24 protein-coding genes and 1 other RNA gene are annotated in these 25,535 nt (G+C 46.8%); 19 read left to right on the top strand and 6 right to left on the bottom strand.

Annotated features, from left to right (window positions below):
* The first annotated feature begins 170 nt into the window (after positions 1-170).
* The 3 genes from MKY97_RS20325 to rnpB all read left to right on the top strand — a co-directional run bounded on the left by MKY97_RS20325 (position 171) and on the right by rnpB (position 2,511).
* Positions 171-929, top strand: a complete 759-nt coding sequence (locus MKY97_RS20325) for a class I SAM-dependent methyltransferase (RefSeq protein ID WP_342552092.1) — start codon at positions 171-173, stop codon at positions 927-929.
* Positions 905-2,020: a Nif3-like dinuclear metal center hexameric protein gene (locus tag MKY97_RS20320; protein ID WP_342552091.1), complete on the top strand. Its 1,116-nt coding sequence runs from the start codon at positions 905-907 to the stop codon at positions 2,018-2,020. Before MKY97_RS20325 ends, MKY97_RS20320 begins: the two co-directional genes overlap by 25 nt.
* 81 nt (positions 2,021-2,101) lie before the next feature.
* Positions 2,102-2,511, top strand: an RNA gene (gene rnpB, locus MKY97_RS20315) — RNase P RNA component class A.
* Positions 2,512-2,763: 252 nt separating this feature from the next.
* Here the strand turns inward: rnpB and MKY97_RS20310 are convergent.
* On the bottom strand, positions 2,764-3,993 hold the full coding sequence (locus MKY97_RS20310) for a PLP-dependent aminotransferase family protein (RefSeq protein ID WP_342552090.1): 1,230 nt from the start codon (positions 3,991-3,993) through the stop codon (positions 2,764-2,766).
* A gap of 112 nt (positions 3,994-4,105) precedes the next feature.
* On the opposite strand from MKY97_RS20310, the gene MKY97_RS20305 reads away from it, so the two are divergent.
* The gene (locus tag MKY97_RS20305) at positions 4,106-5,632 is read left to right on the top strand and encodes a PLP-dependent aminotransferase family protein (RefSeq protein WP_342552089.1); all 1,527 of its coding nucleotides are present in this window, start codon (positions 4,106-4,108) and stop codon (positions 5,630-5,632) included.
* Between the two features lie 85 nt (positions 5,633-5,717).
* The gene (locus MKY97_RS20300; protein ID WP_342552088.1) at positions 5,718-5,969 is read left to right on the top strand and encodes a hypothetical protein; all 252 of its coding nucleotides are present in this window, start codon (positions 5,718-5,720) and stop codon (positions 5,967-5,969) included.
* Positions 5,970-6,044: 75 nt separating this feature from the next.
* On the opposite strand, the gene MKY97_RS20295 is transcribed toward MKY97_RS20300, so the two are convergent.
* A complete protein-coding gene (locus MKY97_RS20295) occupies positions 6,045-7,919 on the bottom strand; it encodes a S8 family peptidase (RefSeq protein ID WP_342552087.1) in 1,875 nt (624 codons plus the stop codon).
* 300 nt (positions 7,920-8,219) lie between these two features.
* On the opposite strand from MKY97_RS20295, the gene MKY97_RS20290 reads away from it, so the two are divergent.
* The 6 genes from MKY97_RS20290 (at position 8,220) to thiI (ending at position 13,231) form a co-directional block, all read left to right on the top strand.
* Positions 8,220-8,726, top strand: a complete 507-nt coding sequence (locus tag MKY97_RS20290) for a YpuI family protein (RefSeq protein WP_342552086.1) — start codon at positions 8,220-8,222, stop codon at positions 8,724-8,726.
* Between the two features lie 248 nt (positions 8,727-8,974).
* Positions 8,975-9,193 (top strand): DUF1540 domain-containing protein, encoded by a 219-nt coding sequence (locus MKY97_RS20285; RefSeq protein WP_110897971.1) that lies wholly within the window; start codon positions 8,975-8,977, stop codon positions 9,191-9,193.
* Positions 9,194-9,257: 64 nt separating this feature from the next.
* Positions 9,258-9,647 carry a hypothetical protein gene (locus tag MKY97_RS20280; RefSeq protein ID WP_342556402.1) on the top strand — a complete coding sequence of 130 codons (390 nt, stop codon included), beginning with the start codon at positions 9,258-9,260 and terminating at the stop codon, positions 9,645-9,647.
* Between the two features lie 219 nt (positions 9,648-9,866).
* On the top strand, positions 9,867-10,613 hold the full coding sequence (locus MKY97_RS20275) for a lytic transglycosylase domain-containing protein (protein ID WP_342552085.1): 747 nt from the start codon (positions 9,867-9,869) through the stop codon (positions 10,611-10,613).
* A 219-nt stretch (positions 10,614-10,832) separates the two neighbouring features.
* Positions 10,833-11,981 (top strand): cysteine desulfurase family protein, encoded by a 1,149-nt coding sequence (locus MKY97_RS20270; RefSeq protein WP_342552084.1) that lies wholly within the window; start codon positions 10,833-10,835, stop codon positions 11,979-11,981.
* 8 nt (positions 11,982-11,989) lie between these two features.
* Entirely contained in the window at positions 11,990-13,231 is a 1,242-nt protein-coding gene (gene thiI / locus MKY97_RS20265) for a tRNA uracil 4-sulfurtransferase ThiI (protein WP_342556401.1), read from the top strand.
* A 142-nt stretch (positions 13,232-13,373) separates the two neighbouring features.
* On the opposite strand, the gene MKY97_RS20260 is transcribed toward thiI, so the two are convergent.
* Positions 13,374-14,075 (bottom strand): TerC family protein, encoded by a 702-nt coding sequence (locus MKY97_RS20260; RefSeq protein ID WP_342552083.1) that lies wholly within the window; start codon positions 14,073-14,075, stop codon positions 13,374-13,376.
* A gap of 88 nt (positions 14,076-14,163) precedes the next feature.
* On the opposite strand from MKY97_RS20260, the gene MKY97_RS20255 reads away from it, so the two are divergent.
* The 6 genes from MKY97_RS20255 (at position 14,164) to MKY97_RS20230 (ending at position 20,050) form a co-directional block, all read left to right on the top strand.
* Complete coding sequence (locus MKY97_RS20255; RefSeq protein ID WP_342552082.1) at positions 14,164-14,823, top strand: TerC family protein; 660 nt, start codon at positions 14,164-14,166, stop codon at positions 14,821-14,823.
* 385 nt (positions 14,824-15,208) lie between these two features.
* On the top strand, positions 15,209-15,703 hold the full coding sequence (locus MKY97_RS20250; RefSeq protein WP_342552081.1) for a hypothetical protein: 495 nt from the start codon (positions 15,209-15,211) through the stop codon (positions 15,701-15,703).
* Between the two features lie 188 nt (positions 15,704-15,891).
* Positions 15,892-17,739, top strand: a complete 1,848-nt coding sequence (gene typA / locus MKY97_RS20245) for a translational GTPase TypA (RefSeq protein WP_342552080.1) — start codon at positions 15,892-15,894, stop codon at positions 17,737-17,739.
* A 311-nt stretch (positions 17,740-18,050) separates the two neighbouring features.
* Entirely contained in the window at positions 18,051-18,347 is a 297-nt protein-coding gene (locus MKY97_RS20240; RefSeq protein WP_342552079.1) for a YlaH-like family protein, read from the top strand.
* Between the two features lie 92 nt (positions 18,348-18,439).
* Positions 18,440-19,501 (top strand): LCP family protein, encoded by a 1,062-nt coding sequence (locus MKY97_RS20235; protein WP_342552078.1) that lies wholly within the window; start codon positions 18,440-18,442, stop codon positions 19,499-19,501.
* Positions 19,502-19,597: 96 nt separating this feature from the next.
* Positions 19,598-20,050: a pyridoxamine 5'-phosphate oxidase family protein gene (locus MKY97_RS20230; protein WP_342552077.1), complete on the top strand. Its 453-nt coding sequence runs from the start codon at positions 19,598-19,600 to the stop codon at positions 20,048-20,050.
* A gap of 7 nt (positions 20,051-20,057) precedes the next feature.
* Here the strand turns inward: MKY97_RS20230 and MKY97_RS20225 are convergent, their stop codons facing one another.
* The gene (locus MKY97_RS20225; protein WP_342552076.1) at positions 20,058-20,714 is read right to left on the bottom strand and encodes a YhcN/YlaJ family sporulation lipoprotein; all 657 of its coding nucleotides are present in this window, start codon (positions 20,712-20,714) and stop codon (positions 20,058-20,060) included.
* A gap of 228 nt (positions 20,715-20,942) precedes the next feature.
* Between MKY97_RS20225 and MKY97_RS20220 the strand changes: the two genes are divergently transcribed.
* Positions 20,943-22,277, top strand: a complete 1,335-nt coding sequence (locus tag MKY97_RS20220; protein ID WP_342552075.1) for a PhoH family protein — start codon at positions 20,943-20,945, stop codon at positions 22,275-22,277.
* Positions 22,278-22,522: 245 nt separating this feature from the next.
* Positions 22,523-23,797, top strand: a complete 1,275-nt coding sequence (locus tag MKY97_RS20215; RefSeq protein ID WP_342552074.1) for an ABC transporter substrate-binding protein — start codon at positions 22,523-22,525, stop codon at positions 23,795-23,797.
* On the opposite strand, the gene MKY97_RS20210 is transcribed toward MKY97_RS20215, so the two are convergent.
* Complete coding sequence (locus tag MKY97_RS20210) at positions 23,794-24,873, bottom strand: hypothetical protein (protein WP_342552073.1); 1,080 nt, start codon at positions 24,871-24,873, stop codon at positions 23,794-23,796. The genes MKY97_RS20215 and MKY97_RS20210 overlap by 4 nt on opposite strands.
* A 179-nt stretch (positions 24,874-25,052) precedes the next feature.
* Positions 25,053-25,289: a DUF2626 domain-containing protein gene (locus tag MKY97_RS20205; RefSeq protein ID WP_342552072.1), complete on the bottom strand. Its 237-nt coding sequence runs from the start codon at positions 25,287-25,289 to the stop codon at positions 25,053-25,055.
* Positions 25,290-25,535: the final 246 nt, after the last annotated feature.

Raw genomic sequence — 25,535 nt, 5'->3', positions numbered from 1 at the left:
ACTTTCCGCGAGACGCTTTGGCGGCAGCGGGGTCTCCTTTAGTTTTAATTTGAAAGTATAGATTTCTTTCTTTTGGAAATTCATCCTTGAAATGTTTGATTGGATTTTATTTTATCGCTTTTCCTCGCTCAATGCAAATCAATAAATTAAATGAATGGTGTAGGTGTTCCATGAAACTTTCGAATCGATTACAACGAATACATGATCAAATTCCCGAAGGGAGCCGGATGGCGGATATCGGATCGGATCACGCGTTACTGCCTGTCGCTGCCATCCGAAGCGGAAAAGCCGTGAGTGCCATAGCGGGAGAAGTAAACCCTGGTCCATATGACGCTGCTTGCAAACAAGTCAGTGATGCCGGGCTGAAAAAGGAAATTACGGTACGTCGTGGGGACGGTCTGGATGTCATCTCCCCGGATGAAGTGGATGTCATTACGATCGCAGGTATGGGCGGTGCGCTGATCGCTTCCATTCTCGACCGGGGAATATCCAAACTTAAAGGGGTGCAGCTGTTGATTCTGCAGCCTAATGTAGGTGAAGATATTCTGAGACGCTGGCTGCTGGAACATCAATGGGTTGTTGTGGCTGAACAGCTTCTGGAAGAAGACGGGAAGATTTATGAGATTATTACCGCGATGCCGCAGGCCAGCAGTCCGATTGCGAACGAAGAGGTATACCGTGCCCGCCCTCTGCAGGATAACGTAGAATTAACTGAAGATTTGCTGCTGCGCATGGGACCGTATTTGACGGACCGTCCAACGGAAGTGTTTTTTGCCAAGTGGGAGAGCGAGATTGTGAAGCTGCAGGGTGTGGTGCAGGCCATCTCTAAATCCGATCAGGATTCTTCCAAAGACAAGGCGGCCGAGGTGGAGCGGCTCATTACAAGTTTGAAGGAGGTTTTGGCATGTTTGCCAAAGGTCAAACAGTAATTCAACTGATGGAGCGTCTTGCTCCAAAACATCTCGCTGTACCAGACGATCGCATTGGTCTGCAGCTGGGAAGTTTGCAAAAGGAGATTACTCATGTTCTTGTGGCACTCGATGTCACGGATGAGGTTGTGGATGAAGCAATTCGAATCGGAGCCAATCTGATCATTGCCCATCATGCTATTATTTTCCGTCCTGTTAAATCACTCAGCACCGATACGCCTGTGGGCAAATTGTATGAGAAGCTGATCAAACATGATATTGCGGTTTACATCAGTCACACCAATCTCGACGCAGCCGAAGGCGGTATCAATGACTGGATGGCTGAGGCACTCGGTATAGAGAGCAGGGAATCACTGGAAGAAGTGCATACAGATCAACTGTACAAGCTGGCGGTATTTGTGCCAAAAACTCACCATGAACAGGTCCAGCAGTCGATTCTGGATGCTGGAGCAGGAAGTATCGGTCAATATAACAAATGCAGCTTCAACATAGAAGGAACAGGCACATTTGTACCAGGCGAGGATACAAAGCCTTTTATTGGATCACAGGGTCAAATGGAACGTGTGGAAGAGGTGCGTATTGAAACGGTCGTACCTCAAAGTTTACGGAGCAGGGTCATCCAGGCCATGCTAAAGGCGCATCCCTATGAAGAAGTGGCATATGATCTTTACGCAATGGACATAAAAGGGCGCACATTTGGCCTGGGACGGCTCGGCCCTCTTCGGGAGACCAAAACCCTTGGGGAGCTGGTGGAGGTCGTGAAGGCCCAATTTAATGTGCCTCATGTGCGAGTAGTCGGTGATCTGAATAAAAAGATCAAAAAAGCAGCCGTGCTGGGCGGTTCAGGCAGCCGATATGTGCTCACTGCACGTTTCAAGGGAGCGGATGTCATTGTAACTGGTGATATTGACTATCACACAGCGCATGATGCCTTAATGGCAGGTATGTGTATTATCGATCCGGGCCATAACACAGAGAAAATCATGAAACCCAAAACAGCAGAGTGGCTGCGTGCCCAGCTTGCGGAACAGCGATATGAGACTCAGGTGACTGCATCCGACGTAGACACTGAAGTGTTTCGTTTTTTGTAAAAGACAGGATGAGCCGGATTTCCATTAATATTTAGCTTGTATGGGACTGCAAATCCCTGTATACTATGTAATGTTGTTCGGAAAGCTTGACAGACAATCGCTGGTGGCCTTTGTTGCCACGAGAGGAAAGTCCGGGCTCCACAGGGCAGGATGCTGGATAACGTCCAGTCAGCGCGAGTTGAAGGATAGTGCCACAGAAATGGACCGCCGATGGCCGGGTTTCCCGGCACAGGCAAGGATGGAACCGAGGTGTAAGAGACCCCGAGGAACGCTGGTGACTTCGTTCCTGGTAAACCCCATCTGGAGCAAGACCTAATGGGACACAGTCGCCTCTCTAGAGGGGACAGCCTTAGCCCGAGGTGTGTCTAGGTTGGTCGCTTGAGCTGTGCAGCAATGTATGGCCTAGATAGATGATTGTCGCTTCTGGTGGGAGGGTAGTTCCCGTTTGAACCACGAAGAGCACAGAACCCGGCTTACGGTAAGCTTTCCTAACTGCAACAACGATACAGCATCAGACATTGGATGTTTGAAGTTCGCTCCATGAACATCCCAACTACATTTTCTATGGAATCCTGCGTACTGCAGGATGGATGATATACAAGAAGGCGGCAGGTTTGGAATATTCCGAACCTGCCGCCTTCTTGTATAAAAACAAAAAAGAAAACCGCTTATGCTGTTGTGCAGCATAAGCGGTTAACTGTTATGTTAATCAATTACGTTTGAGCGGTACAGCTGCGATTATTTTACAGTGTAACGACAGGGTCTGAATGATTAGAAGCATGCCAGCGCTGAATGGCACGATCCATGCGCTCTACGGCTTCAGGGAGAAGTTCAGGGTCGGTATGCGTAAAATTAATACGCATGCGGTTAAGCTCCGGTGTGCCTGCGTAGAAGGAATCTCCAGGTACAATACATACTTTCTCCTGAATGCCATATGTGAACAAGTTGCCCGCAAGCATGCCTTCAGGCAGCTGCAGCCACAGGAACATCCCACCTTGCGGAGAATTCCATGTGATGCCATCCCAGGACTTGGAAGCCATTAGCGAAGTCAACTTTTTCATTCGCTGCTCATAGTCTTGGGAGATGTTCCGAATATGTGCATCCAGTTCAAAAGTTTCAAGCAGAGCGTGCAGTGCCCGCTGATCAATGCTGCTGGAATGCAGGTCTGCGCCTTGTTTGGCACGGGCAGCAATTTTGATAATGTCGGGAGCAGCCAAAATCCAGCCTGTACGAAGACCGGGAGCTACCGTTTTGGAAAAAGTACTGGTGTAAATTACATTAGATGGTCCTTCATAAGACGCCGCATCCAGTGCTGCGAGGGCAGGGGCATCCAATTGTTCCGGGTTAAAACGGATTTCACCATAAGGATCATCCTCCAGAATAAGTACACCGTACTTACGGCATAAGTCTACGGCCTGCTGCCTTCTTTCCCGTGACCATACTTTTCCCGTCGGATTGGAGAATGTAGGGTTAATGTAAACCAGTTTGGGACGGTGGAGCTTGAGCTGCTCTTCCAGCGATTCAGGCAGCATGCCATGTTCATCACAAGCTACGCCGTGAGAGATGCCTTGGTAAGATTGAATGACTTGCAGAGCGGCCAGATAAGTAGGTGATTCAACCAGCACACAATCGCCCGGGTCCACCAGAATACGGCAGACCAAATCGATAGATTGTTGTGAGCCTGTAGTTAAGAGCATATGATCCGGTGAAGCAGGAAGTCCTTTCGATTCCAAACGCTCGGCAATTTTTACGCGCAGCGGGCGATAGCCTTCCGTTTCTGCATATTGAAGAGCGGCTGAACCACCCATGAATACTTTTTCGTAAGCTGCCCGAATGGCTTCGAGCGGGAACGATGATTGTGCCGGCAGACCACCTGCAAGTGAAATCATTCCAGGTGCCTGTGCGGCCTGTAACATGTCGCGAACGACAGAGGACGGGGTGTTTTGTGCCATTTTAGACCAAGGTGTATTCATATTATTCTCATCTCCTGTTATTCACTGTTATACTGATATTATAAACTATAATAGACAGAGTGCACTATAACAGTAAAATGATCATCATAACAGTTGGGAGCGAATAGTTAAGATGCATATTGAGCTCAAAAGAGGAAGCAGTACCAAATTGTATGTGCAGATTGCTCAAACGATTGCCGACCGCATTCGCTCAGGCTTAATTGAACCGGGGACTCGTCTGCCATCTGTTCGCAAGATGACTGCTAATTTAGGGGTTAGTCTGGTCACCGTAACCAAAGCCTACGCGGAATTGGAGGCTGTTCAGCTTGTCCGCTGTTCTCAGGGTAAAGGTTGTTATGTGACCGGAAAGGAGCCTTCTGCCCTGACCAATCCTATGGGGGATGAAGGGGGTGTACACAGGAAAGCCAGCGGCGATTCAGGTGCTGCGCTCAACTGGCAGATGACGCTGGTTGACTACTTGCCCAGAGCACAGCTGTGGCGGCACTTTGACGCTTCCCCTCAAGTGCGTTATGAACTGCATATGTCTGCGATTCAGCCTGAATTACTGCCTACCCGTGATATTATTGACAGCGCCTACCACCTTTCCTCAGATCACACAGAGCGGATGGCAGCTTATGGATCATTCCAAGGCGATTGGGAACTAAGGCAGGCCTTTGCTTCACATTTTGCTGCACGTGGGCTCCAGGTGACACCTGAACGAATGTTAATTACGAGCGGTGCGCAGCAGGGCATTGATCTCGTGGCCCGGACATTTGTTGGTCCTGGTGATGTTGTTTATATGGAGGCTCCAACGTACACGGGGGCTATTGATGTGTTTACGAGCCGCGGGGCCAAAATCATTACTGTGCCTATGGATGACGAAGGGATGCGTATTGATCTGCTCACCCGTCTATGTGATACTTATCCGCCCAAGCTGATCTATACGATCCCTACATATCATAATCCGACAGGTGTAACGATGAGCGCAAGAAGACGGGCCCAACTGCTTAACATTGCACAAAGTTATCACTGTCTCATTCTTGAGGATGATCCATTTGCGGACCTGTACTTTCGGGAGCCGCCGCCAGCTTCCATTAAATCTATGGATCATGCGGGACATGTCGTATACATTAAAAGTTTCAGCAAAGTGCTGTCTCCAGGCTGCCGCGTAGCGTGTGCCGCCGCTGACGGAAGTGTGTTGACGCGGCTTGTGGCCGCTAAATCAACGGCTGACCTCGGAAGCCCGTTATTAACACAGAAGGCGCTGCAGACGTACATTCAGCATCAATATGAACCATATGTAAATGAGCTTCGGGAAAAATTGTATGCGCGGCTGTGTGCTGCTTCCGAGGTTCTGGAAAAGCATGCAGCGAAGGAGATGCACTGGCGTCTTCCAGAAGGGGGACTCAACCTGTGGCTTGAGCTGCAGGGAAACTTCGATATGCACGAGCTTCATCGGCAGTCTCTTGCTGCAGGGGTATCTTTTCTACCTGGTTCAGCCTGTTTTGTGGGAGAGAGTGACACTTCAAGCTTACGAATATGTTTCACCGTGACCAGCGAAGAGTCGTTAAGGCAGGGACTAATCACATTGTGCAGTGTTTTTGAAAAATTTAACTCACATCAGGCAGGGGCAGCGGCGGACAGGCTGCCGCTCATTTAATTTTTGGCACTATGGACATCCATCCATACCACTTCGGGCCCACTGCAATAGGTTATAGTATCACTTGAAAGGGAGTTGGTTTTGAATGAATCACTGCTGTCCACCGGTTTGCCCGATTGTATGTGACCCGATCCAGGTTGTTCAAGATTATTATATTCCTCAGATTGTACCTGTTATCCACCCGATCGAAATTGTGAAACAGCATCACTGTGTCCCGATTCCTCACCATATGTATCCTGTTGTTGTAAAAGAAGAAGGACCGCTGTACGTATCCAGCCATAAGAAAAAATCCGTGAAAAAAACAAGTAAAGCCCGCACAACTTCTCGCAAGCGCTAGTCGCAGCGGGTGCCCCGGGGAAAAAAAACGCAATTCAAAGAGAGCAGCATACGCCCCGGGGCGCAGCTGCTTTTGTTATTCAATATATTTTTTCATCGTATTATCCATCTGCTGTCTGACATGCTGCGGCCAAAACTGAAGCGGAGCGCTGCTGCCCGAGGCAGCCTGCAGTGCTTTGAATACATCAATCTGTCCATAGCCGTAATATTTATCGTGTCCCGGTTCACCCAGATCAATTACACTTTGCCGCATCAGGTCCATAACTTCGGTATTGGTCAAATCCGGATTCAGCGAGCGAATCAAGCCTGCCAGCGCGGCAACGTGTGGACTTGCCATGGATGTTCCTGAAAGGGCAGCATACTGATTGCCCGGATAGGTGCTGGCGATACTTGATCCGGGAGCCATCACATCCACATAATCCCCGTAATTGGAGTAGGAGGCTTTGTTCATATCCGGGTCTGTGGCAGAGACAGCGAATACTTCGGGATAAGCAGCAGGGTAGCCTGGACGCTCCGTATTATCATTGCCAGTTGCGGCAATCAGCACGATATCCCGGTCGAACGCGTATTTGATGGCATCATGAAGAAATTGAGCATCCGCATAGTTGCCCAGACTCATATTTATCACTTTAGCGCCGTGATCGGCTGCCCAGATGATTCCTTCAGCAACCGCATACGTTGTACCTGATCCCGAATTGTCCAGCACTTTGACCGGAAGAACTTTATTGTACCAGCTCATGCCGGCTACGCCTTCGTTATTGTTCACGATAGCTCCAATAATGCCGGCAACGTGTGTGCCGTGACCAACATCGTCCAGAGGTTTACTTCCCGGATTAACGACGTTGTATCCTTCAAGCAATTTTCCTTTGAGATCCGGGTGGTCTACATCCACGCCTGTGTCCACTACCGCAACGATGACATCTTTGTTCCCTTTCGTAATATTCCACCCGCGGTTTGTCTCGATTGCAGGCAGGTTCCACTGATAATCCGAGAATAGAACATCATTAGGAATGGGGACATCTGTTTGTTCAGCAGCCGTTTCGTTGGTTAAGTACATATAGTGAGGTTCCATGTAGAGTGGATTCCATTTGCTTCCGAAATAGTCACGTAATTGTTTATAGTTCATCGTCTCAGTCCGAAAAACATACGTATACCCAAGTTTGCGAACAGACGGCGTTTTCAAGTCTGAGCGAATGATGCGCATGTCCCGTTCACCGGGGTCCTGCCGGAAACGAATGACAATTTCATTTTCGTAAAAATGGCTCGCATTAGCGTTGTCATGCCCTGTCTTTACCGTAATTTCATTTAAGGTATCAGGGTGAACCGATTCAATTTTGAATTTTCCTTCACGTGGATACGGGATCATACGCAGGTTTTTGCGCTGATGTTCCTCGACGGCGTTTAATACGCTTTGACTAAAAAGAGCGATGATGGCCCGTTTGCTATCCTTGGAGGGCTGTCCCATCACAAAATATTTTTCTTTACCGAGCGGAAAGGAAGAGGATTCAAAGCTTTGGCCTTTACTTACTGCTTTTTTGGCCAGATTCATGGCATGATTTAATTTCTGCTGCTCCAGCGTGCTGCCTTTTTTAAGTGCACGATCAAATCGTTTAGTCGATGAGCCTGGAATGTTCATAAGCTGAATGGATCGGATATGCCCGTGGGAATCTTGAAGTTCTTTCATATACCGATTTAACTGTGTATCCGTCATTACAGCACTTTTATCCAGTATGATACGGAGATGCTGTTTGGCATCGACACGGGTAAGAAGATCGGTAGCCTTGATATCCTGAACCTTCAAACGCTGTTTGCTTGCATGCTCTTTCTGTGGATTATCCTGCACGGCACTCGGTTTTGGGACGGTACGGTTGGATGTGGGAAGCAGAATAGTGAGTGCGAGTACGCCTGCACCTGCTGCAAGAGCCCAATTTACCCATCGCGGTCTGGACATTGAACAGAACCTCCTTCGTTCATTTTGCACAATTTGGTATGGCAGGCCTTGATGCATCGTCATCGCCATGGTTGTAGTTATCGTTAGGAGAAGCTTATATTTTTATGCAAAAGAGTTCTGGAGTATTTAGTCGAAACCCGGCCAATTCACGACAGGAAGCGAAAGCGCGATTAAGGGATACCGCTCGTCAACTTTTTATGGTAGGATTATATCTGAGTATTCAAAAGGTCAGAGCACAAGTACGGTTTGGCCGACCTATACGTAAATATGTAAGGACTTATTTAAGGGGGAGCTACCTTTATGTCAGCAGCCAATGTACAAAAAACATGTGAGTCAACCAGGGAAAAGTTAAAACCGGCGATCGATCGGATCGAAAAGTTTTTGAATGAAAATGCTTTGCCTGAACTGGATCAAAACCAGACGGAGGAATCAACTGCCTTCTACAAAGGATTTCTTTCAGATCTCCGTCATTTGCTCGTTTTTTCTGAAGTTTCTTACGAAAAACTTGGCGTTGTGCTGCGTCGTGCCAACTTTGATGTCGAATTTGCCGAAAAGGCTCTTTATAATACGTATCACCAAAGTGTAAACAGCTTTTTCTATCCAAAGAACGAATGTTACTCTGAGGACGGAAGATATGCTTACACTGGTCAGGATGCTATTCGTTTCCGTGACAAACCGATTCGAGCAGTGCGCGACGTTATTCTTGAAATTTCCAAAACGTATGAAGAGTTACGCGACGATCTGGCATACTACGAGAGTGACTACCTGACCCAGCGCCGTATGCAAAAAGAGCGGAATCACGCTTAGTTTTGCTTTGAACCGATAAGCTGAACAGTTTGATCATCCTTGGCTTATGAAATGAACTTAAATTTTCATTTAAATGATTACCAATTACCATAACTGTAAGATGAAACCGCCCTCGTGGCGGTTTTTTTGTGCGGGTTTGAATAAACAGACCACGAGTGACTGTGCTTTCCCGCATGTTATCATCTGGCATTTAACCGAAGAATATCGGATTTATCAAGGGGAAACAATAGATGTCGAGGTGATAAAAAATGAGCCATGACAAACCAATTGTCAAATGCAGCGTCTCCAACTGTCATTTTTGGGGAGAAAATAACTTTTGCCAGGCCGATGCCATCATGATTGACATTGACCAGCATGCTACCCGTCGTCTGCATGAAGAATTTGCCGGAGAGACATTTGATTCCGATCATCACGATCATGCACGTACCTCTTCAGCCACTTGCTGCCACACATTCAAACCCAAGTAAGCAGTCATCCACTTAATAACGGAGGTGCTTTCACGTGAAGAATGATGATCTTAAAGACAATGGTCTGGACCGTTATAACACGGAAGCGAAGGATACCCATCAACGTCAACGTGTGGATTATCCAAGAAAAGCGTATCGCGAGGAATACGGGGCAGAGATGGCACCACCATCTGCAGTGCGGACCGGGGACAGAGAACGTGTACGTACCGAGAAGGCACCTGTGAAACATGAGGCAGATCGTGTGATGGAGTCAACAGGCCGTGCTGCAGGTTATATGGGACTTGCTTTTGGGATCGCATCCTTGTTTATGTGGTCCATCGTACTTGGCCCGGCTGCGGCCGTGCTTGGTTATTATGCTTATGTTAACGGTCGTAAAACGGCAGGAGCGTGGTCCATCGGACTAGGGATCGTCGCTACTCTGAGCTACTTTTTTATGATTCCTTTTGCACGTTAAAAAGCGAAATATCTCTTTTGGGTCTACCGATGTTCTCTTCGACCCTGAGAAAATCAGGCCTTCCGCATTCACCCACGTGGTGAATGCGGAAGGTTTTTTCGCGTTGACGCATACTTAAACATCTAATCTGCTATTTTTTATGAAAATGATGGAACCTGCTTGTAAAACATTGTAGAATAAAGTCATCAAGTTTGAATGAAACGGGAGTGAATACAGCACATGCAGATTGATCCACGCAGTTCACGGCAGTTACTGGAGCTGCAGTTGTCCAATATCAATAACCAATCGAGCGGATCAGCTGTACAAGCTGGCTCGACGACTGATTTTTCAGATGTAATGGATGGGCTGCTGGAGACAGATTCTCATGATCAGAACCATGCACAGAATCAGGCTCCGATCTCCAAAAGATCGAATGACGGGTTGCTGTGGCTTCAGCTCGGAAGTACTTACAGTCCAGATGCGAACACGATTAGCTCATCCAGAACAGACAGTCTGGAATCTCTGCCAGCTCTGTCCGGAACAGTACAGGCTGATTCCGGTAAATCCGTACCTACGGATTTCGAAACGCTGATCTCACAGGCTAGTATTAAGTATGGTGTTCCCGAGTCGCTGATCAAGGCGGTCATCGATACGGAATCAGGCTTTAACCCGAGTGTAGTCTCTTCGGCAGGTGCCAAGGGCCTTATGCAGTTAATGGATGGTACGGCAGCTGGACTTGGAGTAAGCGACTCTTTCGATCCGGGTCAAAATATTGATGCAGGAACCAAATATTTATCGCTTCAGCTCCAGCGTTTTGGAGGACAGGAGAAAATGGCTTTGGCAGCTTATAATGCCGGACCAGGACGGGTAAACAGACTTGGTGTTACGGACGATAATGAACTGATGAGCAAGCTTCACCTGTTACCCGTTGAAACACAGAACTATATTACCAAAGTGGAGCGGGCCCGTTCCAAATATATGATTTAAAGTAAGCAGCACTGACTCTTCAGGCTGTCTTGTCATCGGGTGAGTATACAGATTATGTACAGCTTAACCGTTCAAGTCAGGCAGAAAGGATCCAACGCAGGAAGGCAGGTCTTCTATACGATCTGCTCCTGGTTGGTCTTTTTGTGTTGTACAGAGATCGTGGTACAATGCTCACTGTAGATGTTAATGAACGAAATGATAAGGAAGGTGTACCCCCTTGTGAAATATTTCGATTATGCGGCAGCGACACCTCCGTATCCGGACGTGATTCGCACAATGTCAGAGATTATGGAAACCCAGTTCGGCAATGCTTCGTCCATTCATGGATATGGTGAACGTGCGGATCAGCTGCTTCGCCGGGCACGTGCGGCCTGCGCTGCTGCAGTAGGTGTCAAGGCAGATGAGATCATATTTACTTCCGGGGCAACGGAGAGCAATAATCTTGCCATTAAGGGGGCGGCACTCCGGTACTGCTCACGAGGAAAACATATTATAACTACGGCAGCTGAGCATGCATCAGTCTATGAGAGTGTACTTCAGCTGCAGCAGTGGGGGTGGGATGTCACTTTTCTCCCAGTTGATTCGAGAGGTGCTGTTACTGCTGACCAAGTCATGAGTGCCGTCCGTTCGGATACTGTGCTTGTCAGCCTGATGCATGTGAACAACGAGACAGGAGCGATTCATCCGCTGGAGGAGATTGGCAGCATCCTCAAAAAAAATGCGCCGCGTGTCCTTTTTCATGTGGATGGTGTGCAGGGATTCGGAAAATTGCAGGCCGCACCGACTCAGTGGAAAGCAGATCTGTACAGCTTGTCTGCGCATAAGATTCGGGGGCCGAAAGGTGCCGGACTTCTGTATGTCAGAAGCGGTATAGAGCTTACTCCGCTTATGTCAGGGGGGGCGCAGGAACATGGGCTCAGAGCAGGGACAGAAAATACGGCTCTGATTGTCGGCATGGCCAAGGCTATGCGAATCGCAGCGGAGGGGCAGGTCGAGTTTTCAAAACGCATAAGCGTGCTCCGAGACCGTGTTATGGATGCGATCGCTGCCATTCCAGAGCTCCAGCTTAACAGTACGAAAGAAGGGGCACCGCATATTGTACATTTCTCCTATCCTGGTATGAAGGCCGAAGCAGCACTGCATACACTGGAACAGCTTGGATGCACGGTGTCGACCCAGTCCGCATGCTCCTCGCGTTCGGCAGAGCCAAGTCGGGTGCTGCTTGCCATGGGAAGAGATGCAGCCTGCGCTGCTGGAGGACTGCGCATTAGTTTCGGTGATGAACATACAGAAGAGGATGCAGCTGTGCTGGAAAAGGCACTGCATCAGATGGTGGCCCAGCTGCGGCCACTCGAAAGGCGGATGTAAATTAAATGTTGAATTATGATATGCTGCTTCTCCGTTTTGGAGAGTTTATGTTAAAAGGGAAAAACCGTTCACGTTTTGAAAAAACGATTATCACTCAAGTAAAAGCGCTGCTTAAACCTTTTCCAGGAGCAAGCCTGCGTAAAGAATATGGCCGGGTATATGTGGATCTGGGCGGCGAATCTCATACCAAGCTCATTCCCGTGTTAAAGCGTGTATTTGGCGTGATGTCAATTAGTCCCGTTAAAGTCACGCCGTCCGAAATAGACGAGATTGTACAAACGGCGGTTGCGTTCATGGATGAACGTGCTGAAGAATTCGGGGAAGTCACAACCTTTAAGGTGAATGCACGGCGGGTATGGAAGGCATTCCCCCATTCTTCTCATGAAACCAATCATATGGTCGGTTCACCCATCCTGCGCAAGTTTCAGCAACTGAAGGTGGATGTACGTAATCCGGATATCGAACTGCGCGTAGAAATCCGCGAACAGGGCACTTATATTTTCAGTGAAGTTATTCCTGCCGCAGGCGGATTCCCGCTTGGAACGAATGGCAAAGCTATGGTTCTTCTTTCTGGCGGCATAGACAGCCCTGTAGCGGCCTGGTCCTCTATGCGCCGTGGACTGGAAGTAGAGTGTGTGCATTTCTACAGTTATCCATTTACAAGCCAGCGGGCGAAGGAAAAGGTGATTGATTTGGCACGTGCTCTTGCAGATCATGCGGGTACAATCAAATTACATCTTGTTCCGTTTACGGAGATTCAGACAGCATTCACGCAGCTCGGGCAGGATAATCTCATCATTACTCTGATGAGGCGTTCCATGCTGCGAATTGCGACCCTATTGGCAGAACGCGAACGTGCTCTTGCACTGATCACCGGAGATAGTCTGGGCCAGGTCGCGAGCCAGACCCTTCCAAGCATGAACGTCATCGGAAGGGCCACGGACCTGCCGCTCCTCAGACCACTGGTCATGATGGACAAGCAGGAAATTATCTCACTTTCCAAACAAATTGGTACGTACGATATTTCTATTCTGCCTTATGAAGATTGCTGTACATTGTTTGTTCCCAAATCCCCATCGACCAATCCGAATCTTCGGATCGTGGACAAAATTGAAGCGACGATGAGTCAGCTGCCGGAATGGCTGAAGAAGGCGGTAGAACAGACCGAAACAATCACCCTGCATGCTGGAGAGACTTCCATACTGACGGGACAATCGGAGGAAAGTGGAATCAAGGACGACTGGTTCTAAACTGCGGTATCGCAGGTAGACATAACAAATGAAATGTTAATAAAACACAAAAAGAGGACGGACCGATGAAATCATCGGTCCGTCCTGTTTTGTTTTGTCTGGATATTTCAAATGTTTAGATAAGCTGCATCCCAAGCTTGTCTTAGGAATAGGAGCGCTGTCGTTCATGTCGAGCTTTACTGCTTGAAGTACGTTTGCGGTAACCGGCAAACACTACGCCGCCAATAACCAAAACGATAAACAGGATGCGCAGTACAGGATGCTCGGTGAAAAACGGCATGATTCGTTTCTCTTCCGTAATCATATTTGAGGCGGTATAACCTAGTACGATCGCGCCAACATAGATGATCCAGGGAAAGCGATTAATCAATTTGATAAACAAGGTGCTGCCCCAAACGATAATGGGGACACTGATCAACAATCCGAGGATGACAAGAACCAGATGCTGCTGGGCAGCCCCAGCAACGGCAATCACGTTATCGAGCCCCATGGCCGCATCCGCGATGATAATCGTACGGACAGCGGTCCAGAGTGAGGTTCCTGCCTGAATGTCGTCGTGCTCATCCCCCTGATCCGCCAGCAGTTTGTAGGCAATCCAGATGAGAAGCAGCCCCCCCACGAGCAGAAGCCAAGGTACTTTGAGCAGCCATAATACAACGACGGTAGCCGCAATTCGAATGAGAAGGGCACCGCCCGTGCCGTACAGAATGGCTTTTTTTTGTACGGAAGGGTGCAGATTTCTGGCTGCAAGACCAATAACGATCGCATTGTCGCCAGCCAGGATGAGATCAATAAAGACAACGTTCAACAAAGCCAGCCAGAATGCAGGACTAAACAGCTCCATGGCGATATGTCACTCCCTATATATTCTTCGATCACTAAGAATAGCATGTACATCTCTTACATACAAGTTAGAGTGGGGGGATGAGAACATGGATACACTGTGGTTGTTAACACAAATTTTAATGATTAATCTGGTGCTGAGTGGAGATAACGCGGTTGTCATTGCACTGGCGAGTAAAGATTTACCTCCGGCGCAGCGTAAAAAGGCCGTATGGTGGGGCGCATTCGGCGCCGTGCTGTTACGCTGTGTACTTACTTTTGCAGCTGTATTACTGCTGGGCATTCCATTCATTCAGGCAGCCGGCGGACTTTTATTGTTCTGGATTGCGCTGAAACTGCTGCTTCAAAACGATGATGAAGTACATATTCGCAATGCGTCGACAACATGGAAAGCGATCCAAACGATTCTGGTTGCCGATTTTGTAATGAGTCTGGATAATGTATTGGCTATAGCGGCTTTAGCGGATGGCGATCTGGCTTTGATTGTCATTGGCATTGCGATCAGCATTCCTATCGTTGTATGGGGAAGTGGAATCATTGTCGATCTGCTGAAACGGTTTCCTGTTCTGGTGTATGCTGGATCAGGTATACTGGCTTTTACCGCCGGTGAGATGTTGATGAAGGACCCCAAGCTTGGAGAATGGTTGGGAGGCATGGCGGCGGAAGCACATGCGATGCTGCCTGCGGCTATGGCCTGTCTGGTTATGGCAGCAGGGGGAGCCCACAGATTTGTTCGCCGCAATACGTAGGCACTGCTCGTGAAGAAAAAGGCAGTATTAAAAATAATCCCTAGGTGACATTTAACAAAGGTTCCTGAGGGGCTAAAGTGAACGTTCAAACCAATAGGTGGGGACGTTTATTTTTTTGTATGTAAAAGGATTTTTTGAGTAATGCTGCTGCATAAAATTATATCTGGTGACACTTAGGGGAATACAAAATATTGTCGAGAATTGTGTTCATTCCAGTACCGTTTAGATCCTTTCATTTTCGACATCAAGTATAGTTTTTTGTGGAAACATCAGATACACTAGAAACATAAGATGAAGCTTGTTTGGCAGTTAAAAGATGTCTTTAGTCTGGAGTGCAGCAGAGCTTGAAAATTACATAGTTTAATCAAAACAAGGGGGGAAACAGATGAAAAATGAAAAAGCAATCGGATTGTTTATTATAGCAGCCGGCTTGGTTATTTTACTTGGTAAATTAGGGGTGTTTGGATTCATTGGCCGAAACTTCTGGCCGCTGCTGCTCCTGCTGCCGGGGATTGCCCTTTATGTGCTGTTCTATGCACGGTTGACACCGTCCTGGTCTTTAGTACCTGCTGGAATACTTACGGTGTATGGAGTGCTGTTCAGCATAACGAACATAGGGGGTGCTGGACTGATGAGCAATCTGTGGCCCGTTCTTTTACTCGGTATTGCTGCCGGGCTGATTGGGTACAGCATGGTTGAACGGCACAAACCTGAATACGTTTATCCTGCGGCACTCATCTTCGGGGCAGTATCCATCGTATTATTAGCTTTTACGCTGCTCCAAACAGGTATCATCTACGTGCTTGCAGTCCTGCTTATTTTGGGGGGAATCTGGTTACTCATTGGCCGAGGACGTACAGGCCGGGGCAGGGGATGGTAAACATCTCCGCTCCTAAAATGTGCAGTTGCGAGCGAAATATCTTGATTTTTACCTATGATAAACTATAATATAATGGATATAGACATGCGTCGGGTTATCACCGACGCTTATTTTGGTGAGTTAACCTGCGATTTTGTGGGAAGTTTAGTAGATAAGAATTGAAATTGGAAAGGATATGGATACAAACCATGCATTCAAGAGAACACATTCGCAATATTGCGATTATTGCCCACGTCGACCACGGGAAAACTACACTCGTCGACAAGCTGCTCCAACAATCCGGTACATTCCGTGATCACGAAACGGTACAGGAGCGTGCAATGGACTCCAACGATCTGGAGCGTGAACGCGGTATTACGATTTTGGCTAAAAACACAGCTATAACTTATAAAGACTACCTGATCAACATTGTGGATACACCAGGACACGCCGACTTCGGTGGCGAAGTGGAACGGATCATGAAAATGGTTGATGGCGTGCTGCTCGTCGTTGATGCTTATGAAGGCTGTATGCCGCAAACCAAGTTTGTACTTCGTAAAGCATTGGAGCACAACCTGACTCCGATCGTTGTTGTAAACAAAATTGACCGTCCAGCAGCTCGTCCTGCTGAGGTTATCGATGAAGTACTTGACCTGTTTATTGAACTAGGTGCCAACGATCAACAACTTGAATTCCCAGTTGTATATGCTTCTGCATTGAACGGAACGTCCAGCATGGAAGATGATCCTGCCAAACAGGATGACAACATGATGGCGATCTATGATACCATTATAAGTCACATTCCTCACCCAACAGAAAATGTTGAAGAGCCGCTCCAATTCCTCGTTACCCTGATGGACTATAACGAATACCTCGGTCGTATCGCAATCGGTCGTGTAAATCGTGGTGTAATTCGTCAAGGCCAATCCGTTACCGTCATTATGCGTGATGGCAAAAGCAAAACCGCACGTATTGAGAAGCTGTTTGGTTTCCAAGGTCTGAAACGTGTCGAGACCGAACAAGCCGGAGCTGGCGATATCGTTGCAATTGCTGGTATTAAAGACATCAATATCGGTGAAACGATCGCTGATCCTAATAATCCTGAAGCTCTGCCAGTCCTGAAAATTGATGAGCCAACACTGCAGATGACATTCCTCGTAAACAACAGTCCATTCGCGGGCCGCGAAGGTAAATGGGTAACATCCCGTAAACTGCGCGAGCGTTTGTTGAAAGAATTGGAAACTGACGTATCCCTTCGTGTTGAAGAAACAGAGAGCCCTGACGCATTTATCGTTTCCGGACGTGGTGAGCTTCACCTCGGTATCCTGATTGAAAATATGCGTCGTGAAGGATATGAGCTTCAAGTATCCAAACCAGAAGTTATCATCAAAGAAATTGATGGTAAGAAAATGGAGCCAGTTGAGCGCTTGTTGATTGATATCCCTGAAGAAAGCATGGGTTCCGTAATGGAGAGCCTGGGCGCACGTAAAGCAGAGATGGTTAACATGGTCAACAATGGCAGCGGTCAAGTCCGTCTGGAATTCCTGATTCCTGCACGTGGTCTGATTGGATACAGCACCAACTTCCTGACATTGACTCGTGGTTATGGGGTAATGAACCATGCATTTGACAGCTACGCTCCAGTCGTATCCGGTCAAGTGGGTGGACGTCACCAAGGTGTACTGATCTCAACTGAAACAGGTACATCTACATTCTACGGAATGATGGGTGTTGAAGATCGTGGTACGCTCTTCCTTGAGCCAGGAACAGAAATTTACGAAGGTATGATTGTTGGTGAGCATACACGTGACAACGATATCGTTGTTAACATCTGCAAAGAAAAACAACTGACTAACGTCCGTTCTTCAGGTAAAGATGATACGGTTAAAATTAAAACTCCGATTATCTTCTCTTTGGAACAGGCACTTGAATATTTGAATGATGATGAATACTGTGAAATCACGCCGAAATCTATTCGTCTTCGCAAGAAGATCCTGAACAAATCCGAGCGTGAGCGCGCAGAGAAACAACGCAAAATGGCTCAAAATAACGCGTAATACCCACTACCCTAAGAGGTACAAAAGTCAATGTTTGAGGGGACATCATTGCCCGATTGAATGATTCCTGCCTTTCACCACAGGTAGTGGAGGGAGCGGAATCGATTCTGAAGAAGCGAAGCGCTCGCCTTTGTCACCTAATTTCAACACTTGATAGAGTGTTCAAAGAAATTCGGGGACAACAGCGATCGAAAGAACGATCCGAACCCGGAACGGTCGAACGAGCGACGAAGAATCTCATGGCGCAGCAGTGAGGTCCAATCAATGAATTGATTTTTGTACAGCATGATCATGAAAGGAGATGCCTTAACATGCAAGCATGGTTTGCATCACACCCGATCATCGCCTATATCGTCATCTTTGTGCTGATTACTTACGTGTATAATAAGGTCTTTCGGGTTCGTCAGAAACTGCCGCTCGGTAAGGAAATTGTGCTGTATATATTGATGGCGATGGGCACGTTCATGCTTCTTATTTTTCAGATCGACAAGCTGCCTATCATTCAATGTCTGCTGGTAGCTGTAGGACTGATGCTGTTAGTGCGCGTGCGTTATTTCGTTGAAGGTCGTCAGAAGAAAAAAGCGGAAGCTGCCGCTCGAAATTCATAAATGCTGTCTATGCATGAACACATCCGTTTTCCCTAGGGAAAGCGGTTGTGTTTTATATAGACCAAAACAGATGTGATAAAGGTGTTGAGCTTATGAACGCAAATTCAAACGGACTTCCTCCACGGAGACAAGCTCCGAATTCATCCGGCACTTCAGGGAAGAAAAGCAGTAATGGGAAGCCGCCGAAGAAGAAGAAGCGTATGCGTGGATTCGTCAGGGTGTTTCTCAGTTTAATGGTAATTGGCATTTTGGCGGGTGCGGGGTACTTGTACTGGATTTATAATCAGGTCGCAAACACGGGGATCGATAAACCGGTTCCTCCAGGGATGTCAGCGACGACAAAACCACTTACGATGCTGCTGCTGGGCACCGATAATCGTCCGGAAACAGGTACGTTTCTATCAGATGTTGTGATGGTGGCTGCACTGAACCCAAATACGAAGACAGCAACGGTAGTATCATTGCCGCGCGACACACGTATTCAGCTTGATGGTTACAAGTCCAACAAACTCAATGCGTATTATCCAAGATTTAAAACGCAGGAGAAGACCTCTGGCAAAAAGGCAGAGGATCAGATGAAGGACATGATGGGCAAATACTTGGGCGTGGATATTAACTATACAACTGTACTGAATTTTCAGGCTTTTCGTGATGCGGTGAATGCCGTGGGCGGAGTGGATGTCACGGTGGATAAAAATATGTGTTACCGCGATACAGCCGACAACACGGACATCAATCTGAAAGCAGGACCGCAGCGCCTGGATGGGAAAGAAGCACTTGATTTTGTTCGCTATCGGAAGTCCAATTGTAAACCGAAAACGGCGGAGTCGAATGATTTTGATCGAAACAAGCGACAGAATCAGGTGATGAATGCCATGCTGGATCAGATGAAATCGCTTGGGGGAATAACAAAGATCGGGAAAGTGATCAGCGCGGTAGATAAAAACATGACAACAGATGTGGAATCCGAGCAGATGAAAAACTTTATATCTACCTATTGGAACATCTCAACATCGGATGTACACTTTACTCCCGTTACCGGCGAGTGGAGAAGTCCTTATGTATATATTAATGAGACCGAACTTGCAAATGCCAAGCAGGCACTCCAAGACACGCTTGCAGGCAAAGTGCCTGCCGCGTCACCAGCACAATAGAAGCATCTTTGGGGGATTGGAAGCGCAGATCACAGTATGTTATAATGGCATCAATCAAGAACAGAATGGCATAAAGAAGGTCAGGGGGCTGGTTGAATGTCCGAAGCCGTCACACAATTAACAGAAACTCTTTTACAGCAGTTCAAAGACGAGACCTTTGTGCTTCTGAACACCATTGATGCAGAATCTGGAGGGCCAACTTCAACAGCGATCTCCTGGATCTATGCTGAAAATGCGTCTACTTTCCGTTTGGCGATTGATCATCGATCCCGTCTCGTCAGTAACATGATGCACAATCCGCTCATTACGATTACCGTATTTGGCGAAGAAATGGTGTATGCAGTCAATGGACGTGCTTCGGTACGGCAGGATCCGCTGCAGGGTGTGCCTTTTAATATGTGCTGTTTCGACATTACGATTGAAGCGGTGAGGAATGCCCTTTTTTATGGGGCTCAGCTGTCCTCTGTGCCTCAATTTGTCAAAATATATGATCAGCGTGCTGCGGAGAAGCTTGATGAGCGGGTCTTTGCAGCCATGAAAAAAGCCTAGTGAGAGATCACTGGGCTTTTTGTTGTCTTTTTTCTGATGTGTGCTGCTGCATGTATTGGTCCTGTGCAGGTTCATCGGGGTTTTGACGAACCTTGACGTCTTTTGGAAGCTGCGGAATGATTCTGCCTACCATATCAGCCAGTTCTGAAGCGAAACCGGAAATCGGATGTCCTTTGCGGATATGTTCACCAATCTCTTTAATTCGTTCGGAGACATCCGCATCAGCGGTTACGATAGAATCTACACCTTCAGGGTCTTTACGCAGCGCTTCTGCAACTGCATATTTAATCGTGCCGACACGTGCTCGTTCGAGATCACCATCAACATCGATGCCTACGACAGCTGTATTTCCGAGTATGACACAATTGGCATCCTGTACTCCTTCAACTTGCTTGGCAAGGGCTTTAAGATGACTCACTCGTTTTTCATTGCTCATTGGGCCTGTTCCTGAATCCTCGGCGACATTAAGATCATGAACTTCACCTGTATTCTCATTAAAGTTGTCGAGACGAGAAGGATTCATTTGATCTTCCTGCTGTGTTGTGATATTTCCTCCGTAACTTCTTGGGTGCATTTGATGCGGCTCCTGTGAGGCATTACGTGTAGAAGAATTACAGCCTGTAAGTACACAGATTAGAAGCAGCGTGCATATCCCCATTTTCATAAATGTTCATCCTTTCTTGGAGTTTTTCAGAATGGTTGACAATTATTTTGCCCTAGTCGAATACATTTATGTATGGGAGCATGATTGTCCATGCCGCTGCTGAAGTTCACACGATCAAGATGAACTCGGGATTGAAGGGAAACGGAAGGCTCGCACGGAGCACCTTCTTCCATCCCGAGAACACGTTCCAGCCCATGCCTTTAACGACGCCGCTTTGGAGGGGATTGAATGAAAAAGATTTTTGTATTGGATACCAACGTGCTTCTGCATGACCCCAATGCCATATTTGCCTTTGAAGAACATGAGGTAATCATTCCCGCGGTTGTACTGGAGGAGATTGACTCCAAAAAAAGAAATGCCGATGAGATTGGCCGTAACGCACGCAACGTGTCCAGGCTGCTGGATGGACTTAGAGAACTAGGCCATCTGCACAGCGGTGTACCTCTTGCGAATGGAGGCAATCTAAAAGTTGAGCTTAATCACCGCAGCTTTGTGAAAGTTCAGGAAATGTTCGGGGAAGTGTCCAATGACAATCGAATCTTGGCCGTCGCGCTGAATTATCAGATTGAAGAGAATGAAAAAGAAGTGGTAGAACGGCAGGTCGTTCTTGTCAGCAAGGATGTTCTGGTACGAATTAAAGCGGACGTACTCGGACTGTTTACGCAGGATTACTTATCGGATCGCACGGCAGGACTCAGCGAGATGTATCCAGGTTATACGGCGCTGAAAGTTCACCCGTCAGTGATTGATGAGTTTTACACATATCGTTTCTTACCAATCAAACCGTTACAGCTGTCTTATTCCCTCTACCCGAATGAGTTTGTCATTTTGAAGGATGAGATGGGCACGAACAAATCCGCTTTGCTTAAAGTGAATACGGAAGCCACGAAGCTTGAGCCGCTGTTTCTGAGCAACGATAATGTCTGGGGCATAAGCGCCCGTAATGCACAACAGCGGATGGCGCTGGAACTTTTGCTGAATGACGATATTCCGCTTGTAACGATTACAGGCAAGGCGGGTACGGGAAAAACGCTTCTGGCATTAGCGGCAGGATTGTTAAAAGTGGAGGATGATCACAAATACAAAAAGCTGCTGATTGCTCGGCCTGTTGTGCCGATGGGCAAGGATATCGGGTATCTGCCAGGAGAGAAGGAGGAAAAGCTCCGTCCCTGGATGCAGCCGATCTATGATAATCTTGAGTTTTTATTTGATACGAAAAAGGCTGGAGATATTGATAAAATACTAATGGGCCTAGGCAGTATTCAGGTAGAAGCACTGACATATATCCGTGGAAGATCCATTCCGGGCCAATTTATCATTATCGATGAAGCCCAGAACCTGTCTCGTCACGAGGTTAAAACGATCGTATCCCGTGTAGGGGAAGGTAGTAAAATTATTTTGATGGGGGACCCCGAACAGATTGACCATCCTTATCTCGACTCCGCAAGCAACGGACTGACATATATTGTGGAGCGCTTCAAGCAAGAAGGAATCAGTGGACACATTATGCTCGAAAAAGGGGAGCGTTCCAAGCTGGCACAGCTGGCAGCAGACTTATTATGATAAGCTTATAACGGTCCTTAGTTGGATTTATTTCCCGGAAAATGTTCTGAACCAGCCGACTCCAAAAAGTCGGCTTTTTTTTGCTGAAAAAATAATAATTGGTTGTTAAACAGAACTGGATATGCTCTAAATATGCAAAATACAAGAAAAGTGTTTTTTGGCAGGGTAGGACAAGAGCACTATATATTTGTTACAATAATTGCTGCGGGAAAATATGAAGAAAGTTAGTTGAAGGAGGAGAGTGAATGAAGCGTAGACATCAGGTTGTTTTATTTGCAGTGCTGCTGCTTTCGCTAACGATCCTTTCTCCCAGTTTTGATTTTAGAGGTTCGCAGCATAATGAGGGACGAAATCAAGAGAAAGATACATATCCAGGTACTTCATTCCGCAGCGAAGATACACATGCGCCTCTCAATATCGTGGTGGCTATGTCCAAAAAGGAGTTTGCCGCATTTCAAAAACTTGCAAAAGAAGTGGCAGCCTCCCGCTATATTGAGGTGAATGTTCGGAATGTGAAGCCGGAAGAGTTTAAAGATGTATTAGACGAGGAGTTTTCCTTGGGGGACAACGGAGATATTATTTTACTAGATAGTGAACAGGTTCAGTATTATGCGAGAAAGGGCTATTTGGTTCCTCTTAATGGAACTACACTTTCCAAGTCGCTTGGGGATACGGCTGCCGAACTGCGAGGCATGACAGAATGGAATGGATATCAATGGGGACTGCCCTTTGATTTTGATCCTTATGTATTCGCAGCATCGGCTTCATTACTCAATAAAGCGGGGGTGCAGGGGCTGCCTCAAACCAGACATCAATGGTCCAAGCTGATCAAGACGTCTCAAACAGAAGGCACACCTCTGATTGCGATAAATATAGATGATATTTACGGAGCAGGTGCATGGATGAACTATTTAACGCCAGGCATGGGCCCTGATCAGATATTAAATATATCATCTTCATCACGGATAATTGAACTTCAAGAGGGGATTAGTCTACTGAACGAGCTTCGACCTCAGATCATGACATTGTCTGCTGATCCTGTGTTGTCAGCTTCAGATTACAAGGTGAAAACCCCAATGTTCGTATCCACATTGTCTCGTATACTTCAAGCAGATGAAACGGCCGAAGGACAGGGGACGTTTAAATCACCTCTTCCTCTCCAATCACTGCAGGCGGTAGAAGCCAGAAGTCTGGTCATTACCTCGGGATCTGTGGAAGTGGATGCGGCAAGTCGGTGGATCGAGGGAATGACTGCTGCTGCTGTCCAGAGAAACTGGCATAAACAAACCAAACGCCTGCCAGCAGGGAAGCAGTGGAATGAACAGGAAGCGAAAAATGTGGATGGGCATTATGGTACGGTTCAAAATCAATCCTGGTTCTCTAAAAATTTCAGTCCATTGCAGTGGGCTGAGAGCAGGGTGATAATCTTACGTTTCAAAAAACAGGTACATCACGTTCTCACAGGAGAAATAAATGCTGCCCAATATGTGAGCAGCATTCAAAAAGCGTATACTCCTTAGAATGAAATAGCCAATTTGACTTCGAGAAAACCTTCGTCCGTCGAAACATCCGTAGCTTTAACAAAGGACAAAATTTTCTGCGGATAAAAGCCAAGATCAAAATCCTTCTCCAGCATGCGGCGCGTTGTATCCGGTAGTTCGAGCTGGTTAAACACCAGCTTATCCACATGGAAGCGAATGGAGTTCTGAGGTTCATTCTCTACTGTGTAATGTCCTTCAATGCTCAGCTGCAGCTGATCACGCTGGCCTGATGCAGTGATTTTATCTTGATCAAAAGTAAAAGCAAAATCTTCAAAGATTTTATTTTGTGAACGTAGAAATGCATTTAATTCATCCTGGCCAATACGAATAGTATAGGTGCTTCCTGTAGTAGATATAGCTCCGTTTTGCTTTTGGATAAAATCTGGCAGCTGCTGCATTGCTGCTGCCAGCGCTTTGAAATAACGTTTCACTTCATATATGCCGATGTTTTCCCAATATAAAGTTAATTCATTCATTAATTTCTGAATAGCCGCTGCGTCACCGCTGGCGGTTATTTGTTTATCCACTTCTTTCTGCAGTGAGGCTACCCTTGCTCGCTGATTTTGCAGGTTATTTTTCATCTCCGTAAGCTCCATGGAGGTTTGGCGAATTTGACTGGAGGTTTGCTGCAGCTGGTCGTAGCGAGTCTGGTACTTGTCCAGAACGGCCTGATCTCTACCTATGATGATCTGATAATAGTCATACAGCACAAATAAATCTTTGAATGATCGAGCTCCAAGAACCGTCATGAGCAGGCTGTCGCGTTCTCCTGTGTAATAGGATCTTACAACAGCTCCGGCCCGGTCTTGCTGGATATGTATTTCCTTTTCCTGCTGCTGCAGCTGGGCGGATAAACTCGTATGCTGTTCGGCCAGTTCCTGCTGTTTCTCTGTGATACGTTCAATTTCATGATCGATCTCAACGATGGATAACGTTTTTTGTAAGATAGCCTGCGTCTCCTCCGGTGAAGATTCTCCATAGACATAGGATGATGCAGACTGTACGAACAATATGATAATTAATATGATGGCGGTTGAGCCATATCGAGACTTCACAAGCATGCTCCTTTCTCTATTCTTTAAAGATGATACAGATTTGTACTCTTTCAGACAATATATGAAATCGATGCGCAAAATATCCTTAGTGGTTACATAACACCATATCTTTATAAGTAATCGAAAATAACAAAAAAGCAACCCGACTATAGCCGGATTGCTTTGATGCTGCTGGCGGATTAGAGCGGCAGTCCCATTTCGAATACAGTCCAGTAGCTGAACCCTGTGAACGTCACAATCATATAACCCCAGAAGAGCAATACATATGTGCGTTCCGTAAACTTCAAGTATCCCAGTAGGACAAAAAACGCAGTCTGCAGGAAGAAAAGTAAGGCCATTTCGACCAAATCTCCCGCAAAAGCCATCAGGCCAATCGCAAGCGTGAAGAACCCGAGTACCCGAAACATGCGTGCCACGGTAAATCCTCCTCTCCTATGTACGTTCATAGATTGTCTACACAACATTATACCGAGAAAGGAAAAACGTGTAAACAAATTTGGGTATGAAAGCGAATTCTTTTTTTATGACTTCCTGATTAATTGTAGGCAGAATTATAACAATTACGTATGAGGGAACCTGAATGTGGAAATACATTTTAGTATGAAAATCAATTCTATGAACTCTATGAGAGGCATAAGAATGAGTAAAGCAAATTTTTATAC

The sequence above is a fragment of the Paenibacillus sp. FSL R7-0652 genome (genome assembly GCF_038595045.1).
Lineage (GTDB): Bacteria > Bacillota > Bacilli > Paenibacillales > Paenibacillaceae > Paenibacillus.
Note: the sequence above shows the minus strand (reverse complement) of the source record. Positions and strands in the feature narration are given on the sequence as shown.

Excerpts from the sequence above, each read along its gene's own strand:
- MKY97_RS20325 (WP_342552092.1), top strand. The coding sequence starts at position 171 with ATGAAACTTTCGAATCGATTACAACGAATACATGATCAAATTCCCGAA.
- MKY97_RS20320 (WP_342552091.1), top strand. The coding sequence starts at position 905 with ATGTTTGCCAAAGGTCAAACAGTAATTCAACTGATGGAGCGTCTTGCT.
- MKY97_RS20310 (WP_342552090.1), bottom strand. The coding sequence starts at position 3,993 with ATGAATACACCTTGGTCTAAAATGGCACAAAACACCCCGTCCTCTGTC.
- MKY97_RS20305 (WP_342552089.1), top strand. The coding sequence starts at position 4,106 with ATGCATATTGAGCTCAAAAGAGGAAGCAGTACCAAATTGTATGTGCAG.
- MKY97_RS20300 (WP_342552088.1), top strand. The coding sequence starts at position 5,718 with ATGAATCACTGCTGTCCACCGGTTTGCCCGATTGTATGTGACCCGATC.
- MKY97_RS20295 (WP_342552087.1), bottom strand. The coding sequence starts at position 7,919 with ATGTCCAGACCGCGATGGGTAAATTGGGCTCTTGCAGCAGGTGCAGGC.
- MKY97_RS20290 (WP_342552086.1), top strand. The coding sequence starts at position 8,220 with ATGTCAGCAGCCAATGTACAAAAAACATGTGAGTCAACCAGGGAAAAG.
- MKY97_RS20285 (WP_110897971.1), top strand. The coding sequence starts at position 8,975 with ATGAGCCATGACAAACCAATTGTCAAATGCAGCGTCTCCAACTGTCAT.
- MKY97_RS20275 (WP_342552085.1), top strand. The coding sequence starts at position 9,867 with ATGCAGATTGATCCACGCAGTTCACGGCAGTTACTGGAGCTGCAGTTG.
- MKY97_RS20260 (WP_342552083.1), bottom strand. The coding sequence starts at position 14,075 with ATGGAGCTGTTTAGTCCTGCATTCTGGCTGGCTTTGTTGAACGTTGTC.
- MKY97_RS20255 (WP_342552082.1), top strand. The coding sequence starts at position 14,164 with ATGGATACACTGTGGTTGTTAACACAAATTTTAATGATTAATCTGGTG.
- MKY97_RS20250 (WP_342552081.1), top strand. The coding sequence starts at position 15,209 with ATGAAAAATGAAAAAGCAATCGGATTGTTTATTATAGCAGCCGGCTTG.
- typA (WP_342552080.1), top strand. The coding sequence starts at position 15,892 with ATGCATTCAAGAGAACACATTCGCAATATTGCGATTATTGCCCACGTC.
- MKY97_RS20240 (WP_342552079.1), top strand. The coding sequence starts at position 18,051 with ATGCAAGCATGGTTTGCATCACACCCGATCATCGCCTATATCGTCATC.
- MKY97_RS20235 (WP_342552078.1), top strand. The coding sequence starts at position 18,440 with ATGAACGCAAATTCAAACGGACTTCCTCCACGGAGACAAGCTCCGAAT.
- MKY97_RS20230 (WP_342552077.1), top strand. The coding sequence starts at position 19,598 with ATGTCCGAAGCCGTCACACAATTAACAGAAACTCTTTTACAGCAGTTC.
- MKY97_RS20225 (WP_342552076.1), bottom strand. The coding sequence starts at position 20,714 with ATGAAAATGGGGATATGCACGCTGCTTCTAATCTGTGTACTTACAGGC.
- MKY97_RS20220 (WP_342552075.1), top strand. The coding sequence starts at position 20,943 with ATGAAAAAGATTTTTGTATTGGATACCAACGTGCTTCTGCATGACCCC.
- MKY97_RS20215 (WP_342552074.1), top strand. The coding sequence starts at position 22,523 with ATGAAGCGTAGACATCAGGTTGTTTTATTTGCAGTGCTGCTGCTTTCG.